Below are 15907 nucleotides of genomic sequence, written 5' to 3'. Positions count from 1 at the left end.
GGTCATGGTCCGCTTCCAGGACCAGAATGAGCGCCCAACGGGCGCCTTACGATCTTGGAAGCAGATGAATCTCCGCGCAGGCGGCGCTTCGCTCCCTCACGGCGGCAGGGGCCTCAGGGGAGGCCCAGGATGAAGCGCCGATTGGGCGAACGGATAGGGCGCGCGTTCCGGGGATAGAGCGAGGTAAAGCGCTTAATGTCCGCTGGGTCGACCTCAACCGGTTCCGTCGCCACCATCCAGTCGACGTTTTCGGTGCATGGCGGCGTCGTTAAAGATCCTTCATATGTCCAGTAGCCAAGCGAAGCCGGCAGAAGCCCGTTCGGGTCGACCTCGTCGACGGCTGCCTCTTCGCCTGATGTTGCGGGAAATGCTGCAGCAAGCCTGGCAAAGCTGGCATTTGTGTCGCCTGGCACTAGAAAAACGCCCAGCACACCCAGAGTGTCGCTGTCGGTGTCCTTATGGACAAAATGCGCTTCCATCGGGAAGCTCTTGCCCGCGACGTGGTGCTCGCTTGGCGCATGGAAATGGAACTGGAGCAGCTCATACACACGATCCCCTCGAGTGAGCGTGCTGCCTTGCGGCAGGTTGATCTGAATGGTGTGGCCGTTGTTCACCATCCTGCCGCCGCCGCTGTGCCAACCTATGGCGATGCGCGGAATATCCGCTTTGACCGCGCCCTTGATATCGACCGGCGATTGCTGTGTGCCCGCCGAGCAGACGAAATTTGTCTTATCCAGATCGCCCCAGTGTTCGGGCCCGGCCGGGCCGGCATATCCCCAATGGGTGCTCGCCGCCCCCGCGGCATCAGCGCAAATGGGACACGCGCCGAGTGCAACGAACCCTTTGATCAGACTACGACGATGCATATTGCTTTCGCTCCTGGACGTGAACTAAGTTTATCATTTGCGGTTGGCATGGCGGGAACTGCGCTCGCAACCACCATGATGTGGCAACATGATCGCAACTACCCCGAACAACTCGGCATACGACCAGCGCGTCACGCAGCGCTTCATGTCGGCGCACAGACGACATCCTCGTCGGGACCGCCGCTGAGCTTGTCATTGTCCTCACCGGCGGTATGCGGTTGGTAGCGGCCATTCTCACCTGGTCCGAGCTATCTGCGCCAATACGTGGTTGTTGCTTCCCCGACCCTCTGGTGGCCTGGGTATCCAGATCGCATCCTCGGCCTCGTGACGCCTTCATATTCATCATCCGTCGACCAGAGAAATCGATTGCTTCAATTACGAACATTCACGTTTTGGATGCATTCACGCGCAATCCGCGGTACTGACCGCCTCACTTCGGCGGGTGCTATCGAACCTTCGCCCGCTCAAGCAGCTCAGGGCCGCCCCGTGTCGAAGCTGTTGACGGCGAGTCTCGATTCGGCACCCGTGACCGCATCAAGCGAGCACCCTGCCATTCTCGCTTCGGAGCGCACGATCCATTCGCGGATGTTGTGGATGTTGCGCCGGGTCAAGAGGTCCATCACCGTATCGGCGCCCCAGCGGATCGCCCACACCATCTTCTCGACCTCCTCGGCCATCGACGAGCTGACGGCGGAGTTGCCGATATTGGCGTTGATCTTCGACCAGGAAATTGCGGCCGATAATCTCATCGGCTCGCTTTCCGGGTGGTAAATGTTGGACGGGATGATGGCGCGGGCGCGCGCCACCTCGTCGCGCACGAATTCCGGCGTGACGAAGTCAGGGATCGCGGCGCCAAAGCTTTCGCCATCGCGTTGAAGTGTCGAACGCAACTGCTCACGGCCGAGGTTCTCGCGGATGGCGACGAACTCCATCTCAGGCGTGATGATGCCGGCGCGCATAGGCAATCTGCGTCACGGCCTTGGCGGACTTCGCTCGCAGCGGCCGGTTGCGCATCGGAAATTCCAGCGTCAGGCTTTCGCCCGTCGCAGATCCATTGTCCTCCGGCCTGACATGGCGGCCGTCATAGGCCTCGACATCGCCGCGCGCCATGATCCATTCCTGGCATGGGCGGGCAGGGCCCATTTCGATGCAGGTTTCGACTGCCGGGTCGGTGTACGGGCCGGACGGATCGTAAACGGCCACGGACGGCTCGCCGGCCGTCGGATGGAGGGAGATCTCCCGCATCGGCACCCTGATGTGCGGGTGGATGGCACCGGGCTTGTGGATTTTCGCGAGGTGGGCAGTGGTCCCGTCGACACGGCGGGGGTGAGGGCAATCTCTTGAGGCTCCTTTGCTCATGCATTGGAGACCCAGCTCTGTGCCGGAAGGATGAAAAGACGCTTTGGTCGCCCTGCTCGAAACAGGACCTCGGGCGTAAACCCCGCGAAGCGCTTGCACCATCCTACGCTAGTATGAACTGAATCAGGTTCAACGGGTCACTGCGCCGCGACCAGCAGTATCTCAGCCCTTGCCGGGACCCCCTGGTGACTGCCTCTGTTGGACAGGCGGGCCCTATCTCGTCAAGCGCAGTGAAGAGGAATCGGCTTACTTAACCTCATCGATCATCAACGCTTCCAATCGTCACTAAAGCCCTTACGCAAAATGCATCGCGACATTCCGGATCGCCTGGCTCAAAGACTATTTGTCCGCCCGGCGGCACTGAAGCGCTCGATTGTATAGGGTTCGAGTGGTATTGGCGGGTCACGCCCAGACAGCAGATCGCCAACCAGTTTGCCCGTGGTCGGGCCTTGTGTGAGGCCCAGGTGACCGTGCCCGAACACATACAGAATGTGAGCATCGGTCGCGGAGCGGCTGATGACCGGTAAGGTATCCGGGGTCGCGGGCCGGTGGCCGCTCCACACCATGCCGCCGGGACCATCCAGGGCCGGGAGATAAGCCTTTGCAAGCTCAACCAAGCCTTTCGAGCGAGCAAAATTCGGGCTGGCTCGCAATCCTCCGAACTCGGCCGCACCGCCGATGCGTAAACCGATAGAGAGAGGTGCTGCCACGAAGTTGCTCTCTGCAAAGATCATCGTCCGGTTGAGTGCGATCTGGGGTGCAGCGATTGTGGTGTTGTAGCCGCGCTCGCTTTCGAGCAAGGGCATGGTCGCCAAGCTGGCGAGAAAGTCTAGTCGCGCAATCGACCACCGAGAGTTCATTCAATTAGAATGACCGGTTGGAAACTGAGGATGCCGCCGAGGCAATCTTTTTTGTCAGCCTTCGTCGAATTCACGTTCGAAGGGTCGACCATGCCGATGCCGTAGTGGCCGTAGTCGATTTCGACCGTCGCCGTGAAACCGGCAACGAGCGTGTAGACGACGTTTGCGGCCACACCATAGTTCTTGAACTGACCGCCCGAGATCTGAAGGTTGAACGAAGTTTTCTCGTCGAGTGCGTGAGTGGAGCCGGCCCAGAAGGCCCAGTTGCCGCTCCAAGTTTTGTAGAAGCCGCGACCGTGAGCGGCGATTGCACTGGTTGGATCATCGTTGATAACGCCAATGGAGCCATAGCCGAACATTCCGAATAGCGACAGCACATCCGTGACATTGACATCGACGCGGATCTTGCCGCCCAAAGCATCGTAGTTGCTGTCACGAGCGATTACGCTGGTGATCGCGCCCCAGCCCTGCGTTTGTTTTACGCCGAAGACGACGTGCGGGACATGGCTGTGGTTAGTACCGACTACACCCGACCCTTGTTCAAGTGAAACCAGAGCCGAAAGGCCATTGTCGGCATCGAAGTAATACTGGGCCACGTTGGTATCGAAGTCGCCGTACGGAACGAGTACGTTGATGAGGTCCGGCGTAGCCTGTAAGCGTGTCGAAGGGCGAATGGTCCTTACCAACTCGGAGGCCACCAAGCTGGAACCAGGCGGAAGTCAATTTGACGCCGCTATTGAAGCCATAGTTTTGAGGACTGTCCGGGCCTGGATAAGCGTTGCGGTTGCCGAAATTCACGCGGTTTTCAGTGTAGGTCCTCAGTGCGCCGAGTTCGGTCTCCTGGCGCGTCCAAGTTTTGAACGTGAAACGCGTGTTGTGGTGCCCTGAACCTCGCCAGTTCTCACATCGGTGGTTCTTGCCCCGTCATACGATCGGACATCGCCGAAGCCGACGTCGTAACGGATGTAGCCCCCGATGCGCAGGCAGGTCTCGGTGTCGGTGCGCAGGGGGCGCGGCAGCGCAGGACCCATGCCCTCCTTCCGTCAAGCGCCGCCTCGAGGCCCGCCGCGGCATGGATATTCGCGAGAGAGGGACGTACGCATAGCCTCGCCTACCGGTGATGCGGGCTTCGCGCTGCTCGAAGTCGACCGGCGCGGCAGGTCCCAATGCACGATGGGTTCGTGATCACGTCACCTCGGAGGACGAGAAACGATTGCTGAGGCACGGGTTCGAGCTGCCTCAGTCGTTCGTTCGATCGAAAGCATTGTTTGTGGAGGACGCTCTCCATCATGCAGCGCCAGGAGACGCTGGCTGACTTCCTTATCCGCTGCCGTGAGCCGATGATTCAGGCGAAGAAAGTCCATCCAGGTTGGCGTGCGGAATGTCTCTGTCCAAATCGAAGGCGCTTGAAGATTGCGCTGCAGTGTCCAGTTTCGCGCCCCGGCACGGCTCTGAACATGGCGCCTTGCGCGCATGTAACCCAGAAAGGACTCGATATTGTCTTCCGATATAAGATACTCGACCTTGACCACTATGGGACCACTCCTGGGCTTCAACTCGAGTGCCAGCTCAGGCGGGTGAAAATCCGAACTCTCCTGATCCGTTTCTTCCCATGGACGGACCGGCAACACTATTCCCGCAGCAGCAACGAGCAACAGAGCGCCCGCGGCACTCTCCAAAGCGCAGCCTAAGGAGTAGTTCTGTGCGATAGTCCCCCAGATCCAGCTGCCGGCCGCCATCCCGCCTGCGCTCAAGGCGTAGTAGATCGATAGTGTGCGGCCCACCACCCACCTTGGGCTTGCCAGCTGAACCGACACGTCAATGCCCGTCCAGGTGATAAGCCAACCCGCGCCACCAAGTGCCAGCGAAATGGCCGCCACAGCGACTGACGATGTCAGGGAAAGGGAAAGGCAACATGCTGAACAAGCAACAGAGGCGAACGACACCAGCCTGTCTTGAGACGTGATCCGCCTTAGAAAGCTATTGCTCATGCCGGCCATGAAAGCACCCATGCCGAAGCCCGCCAGCAAGATGCCGTAGATGATTGGGCCGCTTTTCAGCTGGTCCCGGACGAATAGCGGGAGCAGCGCAAGGATGGAGATGCTTGCCAACCCGAAAAGGGCTGCACGGGCAATCGCTGCCCTGATTTCCAACGACATGAGCGTGAAGCGCACTCCGTCATGAATTGCCATCGTCATTCGCTCACGCGGGAGAGGTGACGTGCGAACATCCCATGTAGTACGCCATATTGCGGTTAGCGGCGCCAGGTCGCTCAGCGCTGCCAACGCGAAAGCGGCCAGCGGTCCAAAAAATGCCAGGACCACGCCACCCAAAGCCGGACCAACGCTGCGCACAATGTTGTATCCGACAGACATAAGCGTCACAGCGGCCGGGATGTCGCGCTTGTGAAGGATATCGCCAACCGAAGCGTGCCAGGCCGGATCATTCAAGGCAAAGCCGCAGCCGGCCAGGAACCCTAATCCGAGAATTAGCCAGGGACCGGCAAATCCCAGGCCCACGGAAATCATCAGCGTCGTTGACGCCAATGCTATCAGGCAGTGTCCCGCAAACATCACCCATCGGCGGCTGAAGTTGTCGGCGATGGCTCCGGCCAAGATCGAAAGAAAGAACACCGGCAACGTCGATGCGGCCTGCACGAGTGCAACCATCAGATTCGAAGCGGAAATCGTGGCCATCAGCCAACTGATGGCGACCGTTTGCACGAGCCATCCGAGGCTGGATATTTGCGTGGCCGTCCAGATCGAGCGAAACACCTGGTTTCGAAATGGAGCGAGCGTTGTTGAGACAGGCAGATGAGCATTTTTTTCGGACTGCATGACGATTGACGCCTTCCAGCGGCCGCTTATTCAATTCAGGACTGCCCTACTGCCGTTACGATGTTGATCAATGCATCAGAAGGGCCGACCTATCGAGTCGGATGACTTCATCGCAATGAGGATGGCCCGCATGAGCTCAGATAGCTCCGCTTTCCTGGACTGGCGCCAACCACTTCTCGCCCAGCAAGGAAGCCTCGCCGATCGTCCCTGCTCGACAAGAACCGTCTGCAGGGTGATCGCTCTTGTTCACCGAGCCAGCGCCCATGTAACTTGCCGGCGAGTAATTTTTCGCATTGGGTTCGTGTTGCTAGTATCATTCGTGACCAATCCTGTTCATGGCCGTCGTACCCCTAAATTCCGAGGATGAGCGCGCCTCCGGTGAGGCCGGAACCCGCCGCCGCAAGGAGAACCTTTTCGCCCGCCCGAAATGGCTGCGTTTGATGGGCGAGCGACAGCGAGAGCGGGATGGTCGCGGCGGAAGAGTTGCCGTACTCGGCGATCGTCTTGACGATTACCTGATCCGCTATTGCGAGGTTCCGTCCGACGGAATCGAAAATCCGGGCGTTGGCCTGATGTGGCACGAACCGATCGATGTCCTGCGGCCGCATTCGGGCAGCAGTGAGTGCGTCTTGCGAGCATGCGGTCATCATCTCCACGGCCTTAGCAAATACTTCGCCGCCGTCGGCGATCGTCATACGCGTTTGCGCAAGGTCGAGGCCACCATGGAACGGTCTGTTGCTTCCTCCGGCGGGTATCTGGATCAGCCCGTAGCGCGAGCCGTCCGAATCCATCGCGGCGCCAAGAATGCCTTGGTCGGTATCCTTGCACGGACCAATCACCACGGCGCCGGCGGCATCGGCAAACAGCACGGCGCTGGCGCGCTCGGTAGGATTGATGCGGCGGCTGAGGATATTGGCGGCGATGACCAGGGTCGCTTTACAATGGACGCGGGTGAATCCGTCGGCGAACATCAAGGCATAGATGAAGCCGGCGCAGGCGCCCGTGAGGTCAACCGCACCGGCGCGGCCGAGTCCGAGCCGATGTGCGACCAGGGGCGCGCTTGGCGGCAGAAGATGGTCGGGCGTCGAGGTGGCAAGCAACAGCAGACCGATGTCGCTGCGGTCGATGCCGGCGTTCGCCAGCGCCATCTCGCCGGCAGAGGCGGCAAGGCCCGACAGCGTGTCTTCGTCCGCTGCCCAAAAGCGCGACCGAATCCCGGTGCGCCGTTCGATCCAGCCGGGTTCAAGCCCGAGACTGTTTTCGATCTCCGGGTTCTCGACCTTGCGCGTTGGTGCATGATGACCAAACCCGAGAAGGCGCGACGACCTGTTCACGGATTCGAACCGAAGCGCTCGCCGGCTTCCTCGATCGCGTTGTAGAGCCCGTCCAGCTCGTTGCCAGTGATGCAATAGGGCGGCAGGAGGTAGAGCACATTGCCGAGCGGGCGCACGAGCAGACCGTGGTCGAGGAAGAATGTTCGCAGCTTGGGCCCGATCTCAGCCAGATAACCGGCGGAGCCGGTGCGCAGGTCGAGGGCCGCGATCGTGCCGGTCGCCCGGCTGTCGGCGAAGTAGGGATTGTCCCCAAAGCGCCGAACCCCGGCGGCCTGTCTCGCGCTCAGGGCCGCGATACGCTCGGCCACCGGCTCGTCACGCCAGATCTCGATATTGGCAAGTGCGGCCGCGCAGGCGATCGGATTGGCGGTATAGGAGCTCGAATGAAAGAAGGTCTTCTGCCGGTCCGTCGAATAGTGAGCCTGGAACATGGCGTCGGTGGCGAGCGTGGCCGCCAGCGGGATGACACCACCGGTCAAGCCCTTCGACGTGCACAGGATATCAGGAGAGATGTTCGCCTGCTCGCAGGCAAACATGGTTCCGGTGCGTCCCCAGCCGGTCATCACCTCGTCGGCGATCAGCATGGTGCCGGAGGCCTCGGCGATCCTCTTCAATTCGCTGAGAACCCAGGCCGGGTACATCAGCATGCCGCCGGCGCCAAGCACGAGCGGCTCGACGATCAGCGCAGCCGCGCGCTGGTCGCGCGAGACTGCTTCGAAACGATCCAGGGTTTCCTGCTCACGCCCTGCGGCCGGGAAGGGGATGGTGTCGACCTCGAACAGCAAGGGCTCGTAGGCGGCGTTGAATACACCGCGGGCGCCGACGCTCATCGTGCCGATCGTGTCGCCATGGTAGCTATGCTCCATGACGACGATGCGCGAGCGCGGCGCGCCGATGTTACGGAAATAGCCGAGCGCCATCTTCAATGCGACTTCGACGGCGGTCGAACCGCTGTCGGAATAGAACACCCAGTCGAGGCCGGTAGGAGCAAGGCCGACGAGCGCTTCGGCCAGCCTTTCGGCCGGCTCGTGGGTGAAGCCGGCAAAGATGATCTGGTCGAGGCTCGACGCGGTCGTCTCGATGGCCTTCCTGATGCGGGGATGGCGATGCCCATGCGTGACGACCCACCAGGAAGAAATCGCATCCAGGATGCGCGCGCCGTCGGCCTTGTGGAGATAGGCGCCTTCGGTCAGTACGATTTCAGGGATGGCTGGTTCAAGCGCGTGCTGGGTGAACGGATGCCAGACATGGGACCCCAGCATCATTCGCCTCCGGCGATCAGGGCAACGTCGAAGCCGGCAACCATCGCGTCTCTCAGCGTTTCACCCGTCAGTGGATGGAGGTGTGGCAGCCTGCCGAGCTGTTGCACGCCGCCCAACTCCACGATTGTCCTTTGGGTATCGGCCACCTCTTCGCCGATGAAGGCGATGCCGAGGAGCGGGATGGAACGGGCCCGCAGCGCTTCTATCGAGAGCAAGGTGTGGTTGATCGTACCGAGCGCGGTGCCGGCGCACAATATGATCGGCAGCCCCCACTGCGCGAATATATCGATGAACATTGTCTGTCGATTGAGCGGCACCATCAGCCCGCCGGCGCCTTCGATTACGAGCGGTGTCGGTAAAACCGGAAAGGCAAGATCCGCCGCTTCGATGGCGACGCCATCGATCTCGGCCGAGCGATGCGGCGAGAGCGGGCTTTTCAGGCGATAGGCCTCCGGCAGGACGCGCCCCGCGGGCAAGCCGGAAAGCCGGGCAATGACCTCGCTGTCGGTCTCCTCGTCGAGGCCCGATTGCACCGGCTTCCAGTAGAAGCCGTCAAGCAAGCCGGCGATTCCCGCTGAAAATACCGTCTTGCCAATTCCGGTGCCTGTTCCGGTGACGACGAGGCGCTTGGTCATGCCGTCGCCAACACCTCGACGAGGGCCTCGACCATGGCGCAAATGGCGGCTTCGCCGACGTTGAGCGTCAGCGAAATGCGCAGGCGTGATGTACCCTCGGGCACCGTCGGCGGACGAATGCCGCGTATGTCGAAACCGCGGGCCTGCAGTGCCGCCGCCACCGCCATGGTGCGCCTGACATCGCCGATGACAAACGGCTGGATCTGCGAGCCGCTAGGCGTCACGCCGCACTGCTCGGCCAATTGCCGGCCCGCGAAGGAAATGCGCTCGCGCAACTGAGCGCGGCGCGTGGGCTCGTCTGACAGGATGGCGAGCGCTTCGCGCGCCGCGACCGCCATCAGGGGCGACGGTGCGGTGGCGTAGATGAATGGCCGGCACCGGTTGATGAGATAGTCGCACAGCGTTCGCGGTCCTGTGACGAGCGCGCCGTACGCGCCGAGTGCTTTGCCGCATGTGTGGAGCGCGACAATGTTGTCGCGGCCCTCGAACGCAGCGGCCAGCCCCCGGCCACCTGGCCCACAGACGCCGGTGGCATGCGCCTCGTCGACAATAAGGAATGTCTCGTGCCGATCGGCAAGCTCGACGAGGCTCTCCATCGGCACACGGTCGCCATCCATGCTGTACAGGCTTTCGACCGCGATCCAGACGCGCCCCATGCCGCCTTCGGAGCGCCAACTGGTGATCGCATCCTCGACGGCGTTGACGTCGTTGTGTGCGGCCAGCTTGAACTCGGCGCGTCCGGCCTGCGCGCCCTCGTGCATGCTGGCATGGGCGAGCGCGTCGAGGATCAACAGATCGCCCTTCTGCGGCAATGTGCTCAGCAGTGCAAAGTTGGCGATGTAGCCACTGCCGAAGAACAACGCGCGTTCGGTCCCGAAGAATGCCGCCGCGTCCACCTCCAGTGCCTCGTGTTCGGGTGCATTGCCGCGCAATAGCCGCGATCCGGTAGCGCCGACCGGAGTACCCCGTCCGATCGCCCCCGCGACAGCATCGCCAAGTCTCCTGGAGGCGGCAAGTCCGAGATAGTCGTTCGAGGAGAAATCGAGCCCGGTGCGGGGCGAAAGCGTCCGCAGGCGATCCTTGCGCGCCAACCCCTGCAAGGTCGCCTCAAAGCGAGCAAGCGGCGGCTCGTTCATCTGGCCTCACATTCCATCGGCTCGATGCCGAGACGCTGAAATAGAAGCCTGTCCTTGTCCTCGTCGGGATTGTCCGCCGTCAACAGCGTGTCCCCGACGAAGATCGAGTTGGCGCCGGCAAAAAAGCACAGCGCCTGCGTCTCGTCGGTCATGCCGGTGCGACCGGCGGAGAGCCTTACATAGGACTTCGGCATCAAGATGCGGGCGAGCGCAATGGTACGGACGAACTCGATCGGATCGATGGGTTTGGACTGGCCGAGCGGCGTGCCATCGATCGGGATCAGCATGTTGATCGGCACGCTTTCGGGCGGCTCAGGCAGCTTTGCGAGCGTGATCAGCATGTCGATGCGGTCGGCCTTTTCCTCTCCCATCCCGACAATGCCTCCACAGCAGACCTTCATGCCGGCCTCGCGCACATGCTCAAGCGTTTCCAGCCGGTCGGCGAAGGTCCTGGTCGAGACGACCCCACCGTAATGGCGCTCGGAGGTGTCGATGTTGTGGTTATAGTAGTCGAGGCCTGCCTGTTTTAGACGTGTGGCCTGCTCAAGATCGAGCATGCCGAGAGTCATGCAGGTCTCCATGCCGAGCGCCTTGACCCCCTCGACCATCGCCACGACCGCATCCATGTCGCGCGCCTTGGGCTTTCGCCAGGCAGCGCCCATGCAGTAGCGCGTGGCTCCGGCCTCACGCGCCTTGGCCGCCTCGGCGATGACACGCTCGACCTCCATCAGCTTCGACGCTCTCAGGCCAGTTGCGTGATGCGCAGACTGGCTGCAATAGCCGCAATCCTCCGGACAGCCGCCGGTCTTGATGCTCAGCAGCCGGCTGAGCTGCACACGGTTTCGATCGAAGTTCTGCCGATGGATGGTCTGTGCCAGGAAGAGCAGGTCGTTGAACGGCATGCCGTAGATAGCCTCGGCCTCTTTGCGGTTCCATCGCGCCAGCACTCTGTCCATCGGTCCCAGGGCTTTGTTCATCCCCACTTCTTTCCAATCGTCATCGTCAAAAATTCTTTGTTTCTGGTCCACGAACGCATGCCGAAGTCTGTCGGTCGGCGAGCCTGTTACGACATGAGCCATCGATCAGCGCAATGCGCGCGGGGGTGCAGGCTCCTGCAGCACCTGGTCTGCGCCTGCAGCTGCGAGGCTCTTCCTTTTTCGTTTCCATCAGTTCAGGCTGCAGCCGTACCCGTGGGCCGGCATATCCAGGCCGATGTCGAGGATCGGCGCGCTGTGTGTCAGCCATCCGACGGAGATGAGATCTACTCCGGTCGCCGCGATCGCCGGGGCCGTGATCGGTGTCACCCGACCGGAAGCCTCGGTGATGACGCGGCCATCGACCGTCGCCACGGCGCGCGCAAGATCTTCGACCGACATATTGTCGAGCAGCACTGCGTCGATTCCCAGTGCGAGCGCTATATCGAGCTGCTCCAGCGTGTCGACCTCGACCTCGATCTTCACCATATGGCCCGCGGCGGCGCGCGCTCGCTCTATTGCCGTGCGAATGTCGCCGGCGATGGCGATGTGGTTGTCCTTGATCAGCACGGCGTCATCGAGCCCGAAACGGTGATTGGCGCCGCCGCCGACACGCACGGCGTACTTCTCAAGTGCGCGCAAACCGGGCGTCGTTTTTCTTGTGCATACGATCTTTGCCTTATGGCCACGCACAGCCTCGACCATCGCGGCTGTGGCCGTGGCAATGCCGCTCAGGCGGCAAAGGAAGTTAAGCGCCGTGCGCTCGGCCGTGAGCAGGCCACGCGCCGGTCCGCACAGCTTGGCAATGATCTCGCCGGCCGCGACATCGCTGCCGTCCGGGCGCCAGATTTGCATTTGGATCGCAGGCTCGACGAGCAGCAGGGCGAACGCAACCAGATCGAGGCCGGCGATGATTCCCGTTTCGCGCGACTTGAGCATCAAAGTGGCCGTGCAATCATGCGGGATCACCGCATCGCTGGTCAGGTCGCCGCATCTGCCCAGGTCTTCCAGGAGCGCACCGCGCACGATCGGTTCAATCAGGGTCGAGGGCAGGGGTGCGAACGGTTTCATATCAGGTGCTCCGTGTCCGTGCCTGCCACCCAATTGCGAGTGCGACCCGCACTGCGCCGCGGAGTGTCAGCCTGGCGAGGCACGCCTCTGCATCGCGCCAGGGAAATCAGTGCGGAAGTGCGAACCACGGCTCTCTTGGTCAGCCACACGGTGAAAGATTTCGGCGACTGGTAATTGTGCGCCAGGATGACCGCATTGCGCGCGCGCTTCAGCGCGAGGATCGCTTCAATGTCGTCGGCAAAAGCCGACCATTCGAATGGCGGGATCACCCGCCTGACGCGCTCATTTAGGGACGCGGCCATAGGTAACGCCCAGTCATCAGCGCCTCCGATTATATTCGATGTGACAATAAGGGGAATATTTCTAGCTTGACTATAAGCTGTGTCAAGCCCGAGACATTGGCAATTTTGTCCCGGCGAAAGCTCTTTCATCGAGCACGGCACGGCGGAAGCGATAGAGCTTTGCGGGCCGCCCACCCGTATCGACTGAAGTGTCGCCAGTCTCCTCGACCAGCTCTTGTTGCTCAACAAGCCTGCGGAAGTTCGGCTTGTCGATCAGTCTGCCAGCCAATGCTTCCACCGTCCGCTGCAGCTGGAGCAGCGTGAAAGTCGGTCTCATGAGCTCGAATACGACTGGCCGGTATTTGATCTTGGAGCGCAACCGCGTAACGCCTGTCGCCAGGATGCGGCGATGATCAGCGACCATCGCCTTGCCTGAGACGGCCGCAGACGGAGGCGCGGCCTTCCCGTCGCTAGCCTCTTCGACCAATCCTGCTTCGTAGAGCAACTCATAGCGTTGGAGCGTGAGCTCCTCGTTCCAATGGCGGTCGTCAAAGCCGAAGGCGATCGCCACCCTCTGCCGGCGTTCGCGCTGCCTGGCCGGATCGCCAGCGCCGTCTGCCCATTCCATCAAGCGCGCTCGCAGAATATCCAGGCCCATCGGCGGCGAGCCGGAGCGGTGATCCTCCCATGGAAAATATTCGTACCAGCTTTGCCAGCCGCACGTGGATGAGGCCGTCCCCTGTTCCTTCCGGGTGAGTGCGAGATAGCTGATCGAGATGACGCGCTGCTGGGGCTCGGGGCCGGCACGGTCCCGATCGGCGAACGTGTAGAGTTGCTCGATATACCCAAGGGGATGGCCGGTTTGCTGTTCGACCCACCCCCTCAAACCGGATTGCGGCGATCGGTGCTCGAGCGCAAATGGTCCGGAGGGCAAGGTGTCCGCCTGACCGATTGTGAGAAGACAGGGCTCACCGCCATTTACGGCGACGACCACCGCGGTCAGGTCCACTTTGGCTTCGTCGGCCTTATCCTCGGCTCTGTCTTTCCCGGGTCGTGTTCGTTGCTCTTCCATATCTGCGAACTTGGTTGGCCCCAGCTCGGCGAGACTCTAATCGATTTAGTGTAAGCGTGACTTCCTGCACGTCAACACCCCACAGCTGGACGGCATTCTTATCTCTTCGCACTTGCACTAAAATGTGCCAAACGCGACTCCGGCGGTTGGTAACGCAACGGAAGGAGGCCTAGATTGAGCGCTCCGAGTGATGCGTAGGCAAATACGCCACCGGATATCCCCTCGCGGAAAGGCCAGGCCCCACTCGTCCGCCTCACTGCCTATACACCCCGGTCGCCAGGATGGCCGATCGACATTGCGACATTGGCCTCGTCGGGGACACGTCGGCATGATAATGCACAGGCTATCCTCGGCGCTGGGGGGGCAGCCTCGAAAGGATGATCATGCACGGCCGCGGCCTGCAACACGCGCTGATGGTCGTCGACATGCGGTTCGGTTCTACCAAGAGGGGCCGCAGCAGGCCTTCCGCAAAGCGGCCGCCTTATCGCAGAGACCGGATGTGCAGCGGTGAAGCTCGAGGGCGGCCGGTCCATGGCCCATACAATTCGCCTTCTCACCGCCCGCGGTGTACCTGTAATGGCCCTTGTCGGCTTGACCCCGCAGGCAGTCAACATTTTCGGCGGCTACCGTGTCGAGCGGCGGGGAGACGATGCCGAGCGGATCAGGCGCGACGCTGCTGCGGTCACGTAGTTAGGCGCTTTCTCAGTGGTGTTTGGAGAAATTCCCCGAGCCGATCGCACGCCGCATTAGCGCAGAGATCGAAATCCCCACTATCGGCATCGGCGCCTCGCCAGCCTGCGGCGGCCAGTTCTGGTGAGCGACGACATGCTCGGCCTCTTTACCCCTGTCCGGCCGAAATTCGTCAAGCGCTACGCCGAACTGGGCGACCAGGCCGATGCGGCGATTGCGGCTTATGCCGCCGGCGTGAGGGAACGGCGCTTTCCGGCGGCCGAACATCTTTAGCGAACGAGACCAAGGCCGGAGACCTCACATGAGTCGTGCCGATCGTTGGAACCGTTGCCGAGCTCCGCGCTGTTGCAGCGGGATGGCATCGTGCTCAGGGCGCCCGTGTCGCCGTTGTGCCGACCATGGGGGGCCTGCCTGAAGGCCATCCGAGCCTCGTGCGTGCCGCGCTTCAGAAGGCTGAGGCGGTAGTCGTGACGCTGTCGTCAATCCTAAGCAGTTCAACAGTGCCGCCGACCTTTGCCGCCTATCCCCGCACGGAAAACGAAGATGCCGCCGAGCTCGTGACGACAGGCGCACATCTGCTCTATGTGCCGGATTAAGACGAGTTGTATCCAGCTGGCGTTGACACGACCGTTTCGGTGTCCACTCTCAGCGAGGGCCTGTGCGGCGCCTTCCGGTCCGGCCATTTCGACGGTGTGCGACGGTCGTGGCCAAGCTCTCCCTGCAGACGGCGCTGACTTCGCCTGTTTGGCGAAAAGAAATTCCAGCAGCTTCAGCTTGTCAGGCGCATGGTCCGGGACCTCGATATTCCGACGCCGTGGTCGCATGTCCAACAGTCCGCGAACCCGATGGTCTTGCGCTATGTCGCGCAACGTCCGGCTCTCGCCAGCAGAACGCGTCATCGCCCCAAGGCTCTTCGGTCTTGCTCGACACGGCGGAGCGGCTTGCGCGCGGCTTTCCTGTCCTGCCCATGCTTGATGAAGCGCGTGCAGCAATTCTGCCAGCGGGTTATCGCGGGGTCGAGTACCTGGAACTCCGTGGGGAGACGGACCTGCAGCCATTAGCAAAGTTTGGGCGCTTATCTACTTTACAAACAGACCAATGGTCGGTAGTAACGCGCCGGATTACAACTGGAGCGATTCGATGGCTGCAATTGGCGATATTTTCAAACCTGGTGACAAAGTTCAGCACTCGGGTATATACCAAGTTGTTCACGACAAGAACCATGCCAAGGAACATGAAGTGACTTGCGTGTTCGAAAAGACGTTTCCGCCATGTCGCGGCTGCTCTCACCCGCGCTTCAAGCTCCTAAGAGCCGCTCAGCACATCGATAATAACGAACACTTCACGGGGAAGTAGGATCATGGTCGTCGATTGAAACGGCTAGCAATCGGTGGCCGCCGAGGCCTTTTGACACTGATTCGCAAATTATCGTCATGCTCTGCTTCAGTTAGCGCAGCATTGATATGCTCCTGAATCTCTTCCAAGCTGTAGCAAAGCGTTCTCGTTTGAACGGTCCATTGGTCCTCTCCA

General features: G+C 61.3%; 11 protein-coding genes, 5 pseudogenes and 1 riboswitch. Of the genes and pseudogenes, 3 read left to right on the top strand and 13 right to left on the bottom strand.

Translation table 11 applies throughout. The features are described 5' to 3' along the window. Positions 1-113: 113 nt before the first annotated feature. From CK218_RS28780 to CK218_RS28720, 13 genes and pseudogenes are all read right to left on the bottom strand, one after another. Positions 114-866 (bottom strand): carbonic anhydrase, encoded by a 753-nt coding sequence (locus CK218_RS28780; RefSeq protein ID WP_095779895.1) that lies wholly within the window; start codon positions 864-866, stop codon positions 114-116. Between the two features lie 563 nt (positions 867-1429). Continuing rightward, positions 1430-2229 (bottom strand): annotated as a pseudogene (locus CK218_RS31325) (phosphomethylpyrimidine synthase ThiC); the annotation flags it as partial. A gap of 79 nt (positions 2230-2308) precedes the next feature. After that, positions 2309-2419, bottom strand: a riboswitch (TPP riboswitch). Positions 2420-2557: 138 nt separating this feature from the next. Then, positions 2558-3025 (bottom strand): FAD-binding oxidoreductase, encoded by a 468-nt coding sequence (locus CK218_RS28770; RefSeq protein ID WP_245322501.1) that lies wholly within the window; start codon positions 3023-3025, stop codon positions 2558-2560. 56 nt (positions 3026-3081) lie between these two features. Beyond that, positions 3082-4080, bottom strand: a pseudogene (locus tag CK218_RS28765) (porin); the annotation flags it as partial. Between the two features lie 195 nt (positions 4081-4275). Continuing rightward, positions 4276-5922 (bottom strand): MFS transporter, encoded by a 1647-nt coding sequence (locus CK218_RS28760; RefSeq protein ID WP_095779894.1) that lies wholly within the window; start codon positions 5920-5922, stop codon positions 4276-4278. A 350-nt stretch (positions 5923-6272) separates the two neighbouring features. Continuing rightward, a complete protein-coding gene (locus CK218_RS28755; RefSeq protein ID WP_095779893.1) occupies positions 6273-7256 on the bottom strand; it encodes a beta-ketoacyl-ACP synthase III in 984 nt (327 codons plus the stop codon). After that, on the bottom strand, positions 7253-8518 hold the full coding sequence (locus CK218_RS28750; RefSeq protein ID WP_095779913.1) for an adenosylmethionine--8-amino-7-oxononanoate transaminase: 1266 nt from the start codon (positions 8516-8518) through the stop codon (positions 7253-7255). The genes CK218_RS28755 and CK218_RS28750 overlap by 4 nt, the downstream gene beginning before the upstream one ends. Further along, positions 8518-9153, bottom strand: coding sequence for a dethiobiotin synthase (gene bioD / locus CK218_RS28745; RefSeq protein WP_095779892.1), 636 nt, complete (start codon positions 9151-9153; stop codon positions 8518-8520). Before bioD ends, CK218_RS28750 begins: the two co-directional genes overlap by 1 nt. After that, the gene (locus tag CK218_RS28740) at positions 9150-10289 is read right to left on the bottom strand and encodes an 8-amino-7-oxononanoate synthase (protein WP_095779891.1); all 1140 of its coding nucleotides are present in this window, start codon (positions 10287-10289) and stop codon (positions 9150-9152) included. The genes bioD and CK218_RS28740 overlap by 4 nt, the downstream gene beginning before the upstream one ends. Beyond that, a complete protein-coding gene (gene bioB, locus CK218_RS28735; RefSeq protein WP_095779890.1) occupies positions 10286-11266 on the bottom strand; it encodes a biotin synthase BioB in 981 nt (326 codons plus the stop codon). Before bioB ends, CK218_RS28740 begins: the two co-directional genes overlap by 4 nt. Positions 11267-11455: 189 nt before the next feature. Then, on the bottom strand, positions 11456-12334 hold the full coding sequence (gene nadC, locus CK218_RS28730) for a carboxylating nicotinate-nucleotide diphosphorylase (protein ID WP_095779889.1): 879 nt from the start codon (positions 12332-12334) through the stop codon (positions 11456-11458). A 152-nt stretch (positions 12335-12486) separates the two neighbouring features. After that, a pseudogene (locus CK218_RS31320) lies at positions 12487-12636 on the bottom strand (quinolinate synthase NadA); the annotation flags it as partial. An 82-nt stretch (positions 12637-12718) separates the two neighbouring features. Next, on the bottom strand, positions 12719-13687 hold the full coding sequence (locus CK218_RS28720; protein ID WP_095829674.1) for a hypothetical protein: 969 nt from the start codon (positions 13685-13687) through the stop codon (positions 12719-12721). A 216-nt stretch (positions 13688-13903) separates the two neighbouring features. Here CK218_RS28720 and panB point away from each other — a divergent pair. From panB to CK218_RS30880, 3 genes and pseudogenes are all read left to right on the top strand, one after another. Next, positions 13904-14650 (top strand): annotated as a pseudogene (panB, locus tag CK218_RS28715) (3-methyl-2-oxobutanoate hydroxymethyltransferase). 35 nt (positions 14651-14685) lie between these two features. Continuing rightward, positions 14686-15438 (top strand): annotated as a pseudogene (locus CK218_RS30450) (pantoate--beta-alanine ligase). A gap of 79 nt (positions 15439-15517) precedes the next feature. Further along, complete coding sequence (locus CK218_RS30880; RefSeq protein ID WP_141247142.1) at positions 15518-15733, top strand: hypothetical protein; 216 nt, start codon at positions 15518-15520, stop codon at positions 15731-15733. Positions 15734-15907 lie beyond the last annotated feature (174 nt).

It is taken from the genome of Mesorhizobium sp. WSM3879 (assembly GCF_002294915.1).
In the GTDB taxonomy this organism is placed as follows: domain Bacteria; phylum Pseudomonadota; class Alphaproteobacteria; order Rhizobiales; family Rhizobiaceae; genus Mesorhizobium.
This window is presented reverse-complemented; position numbering and strand designations above follow the sequence as displayed.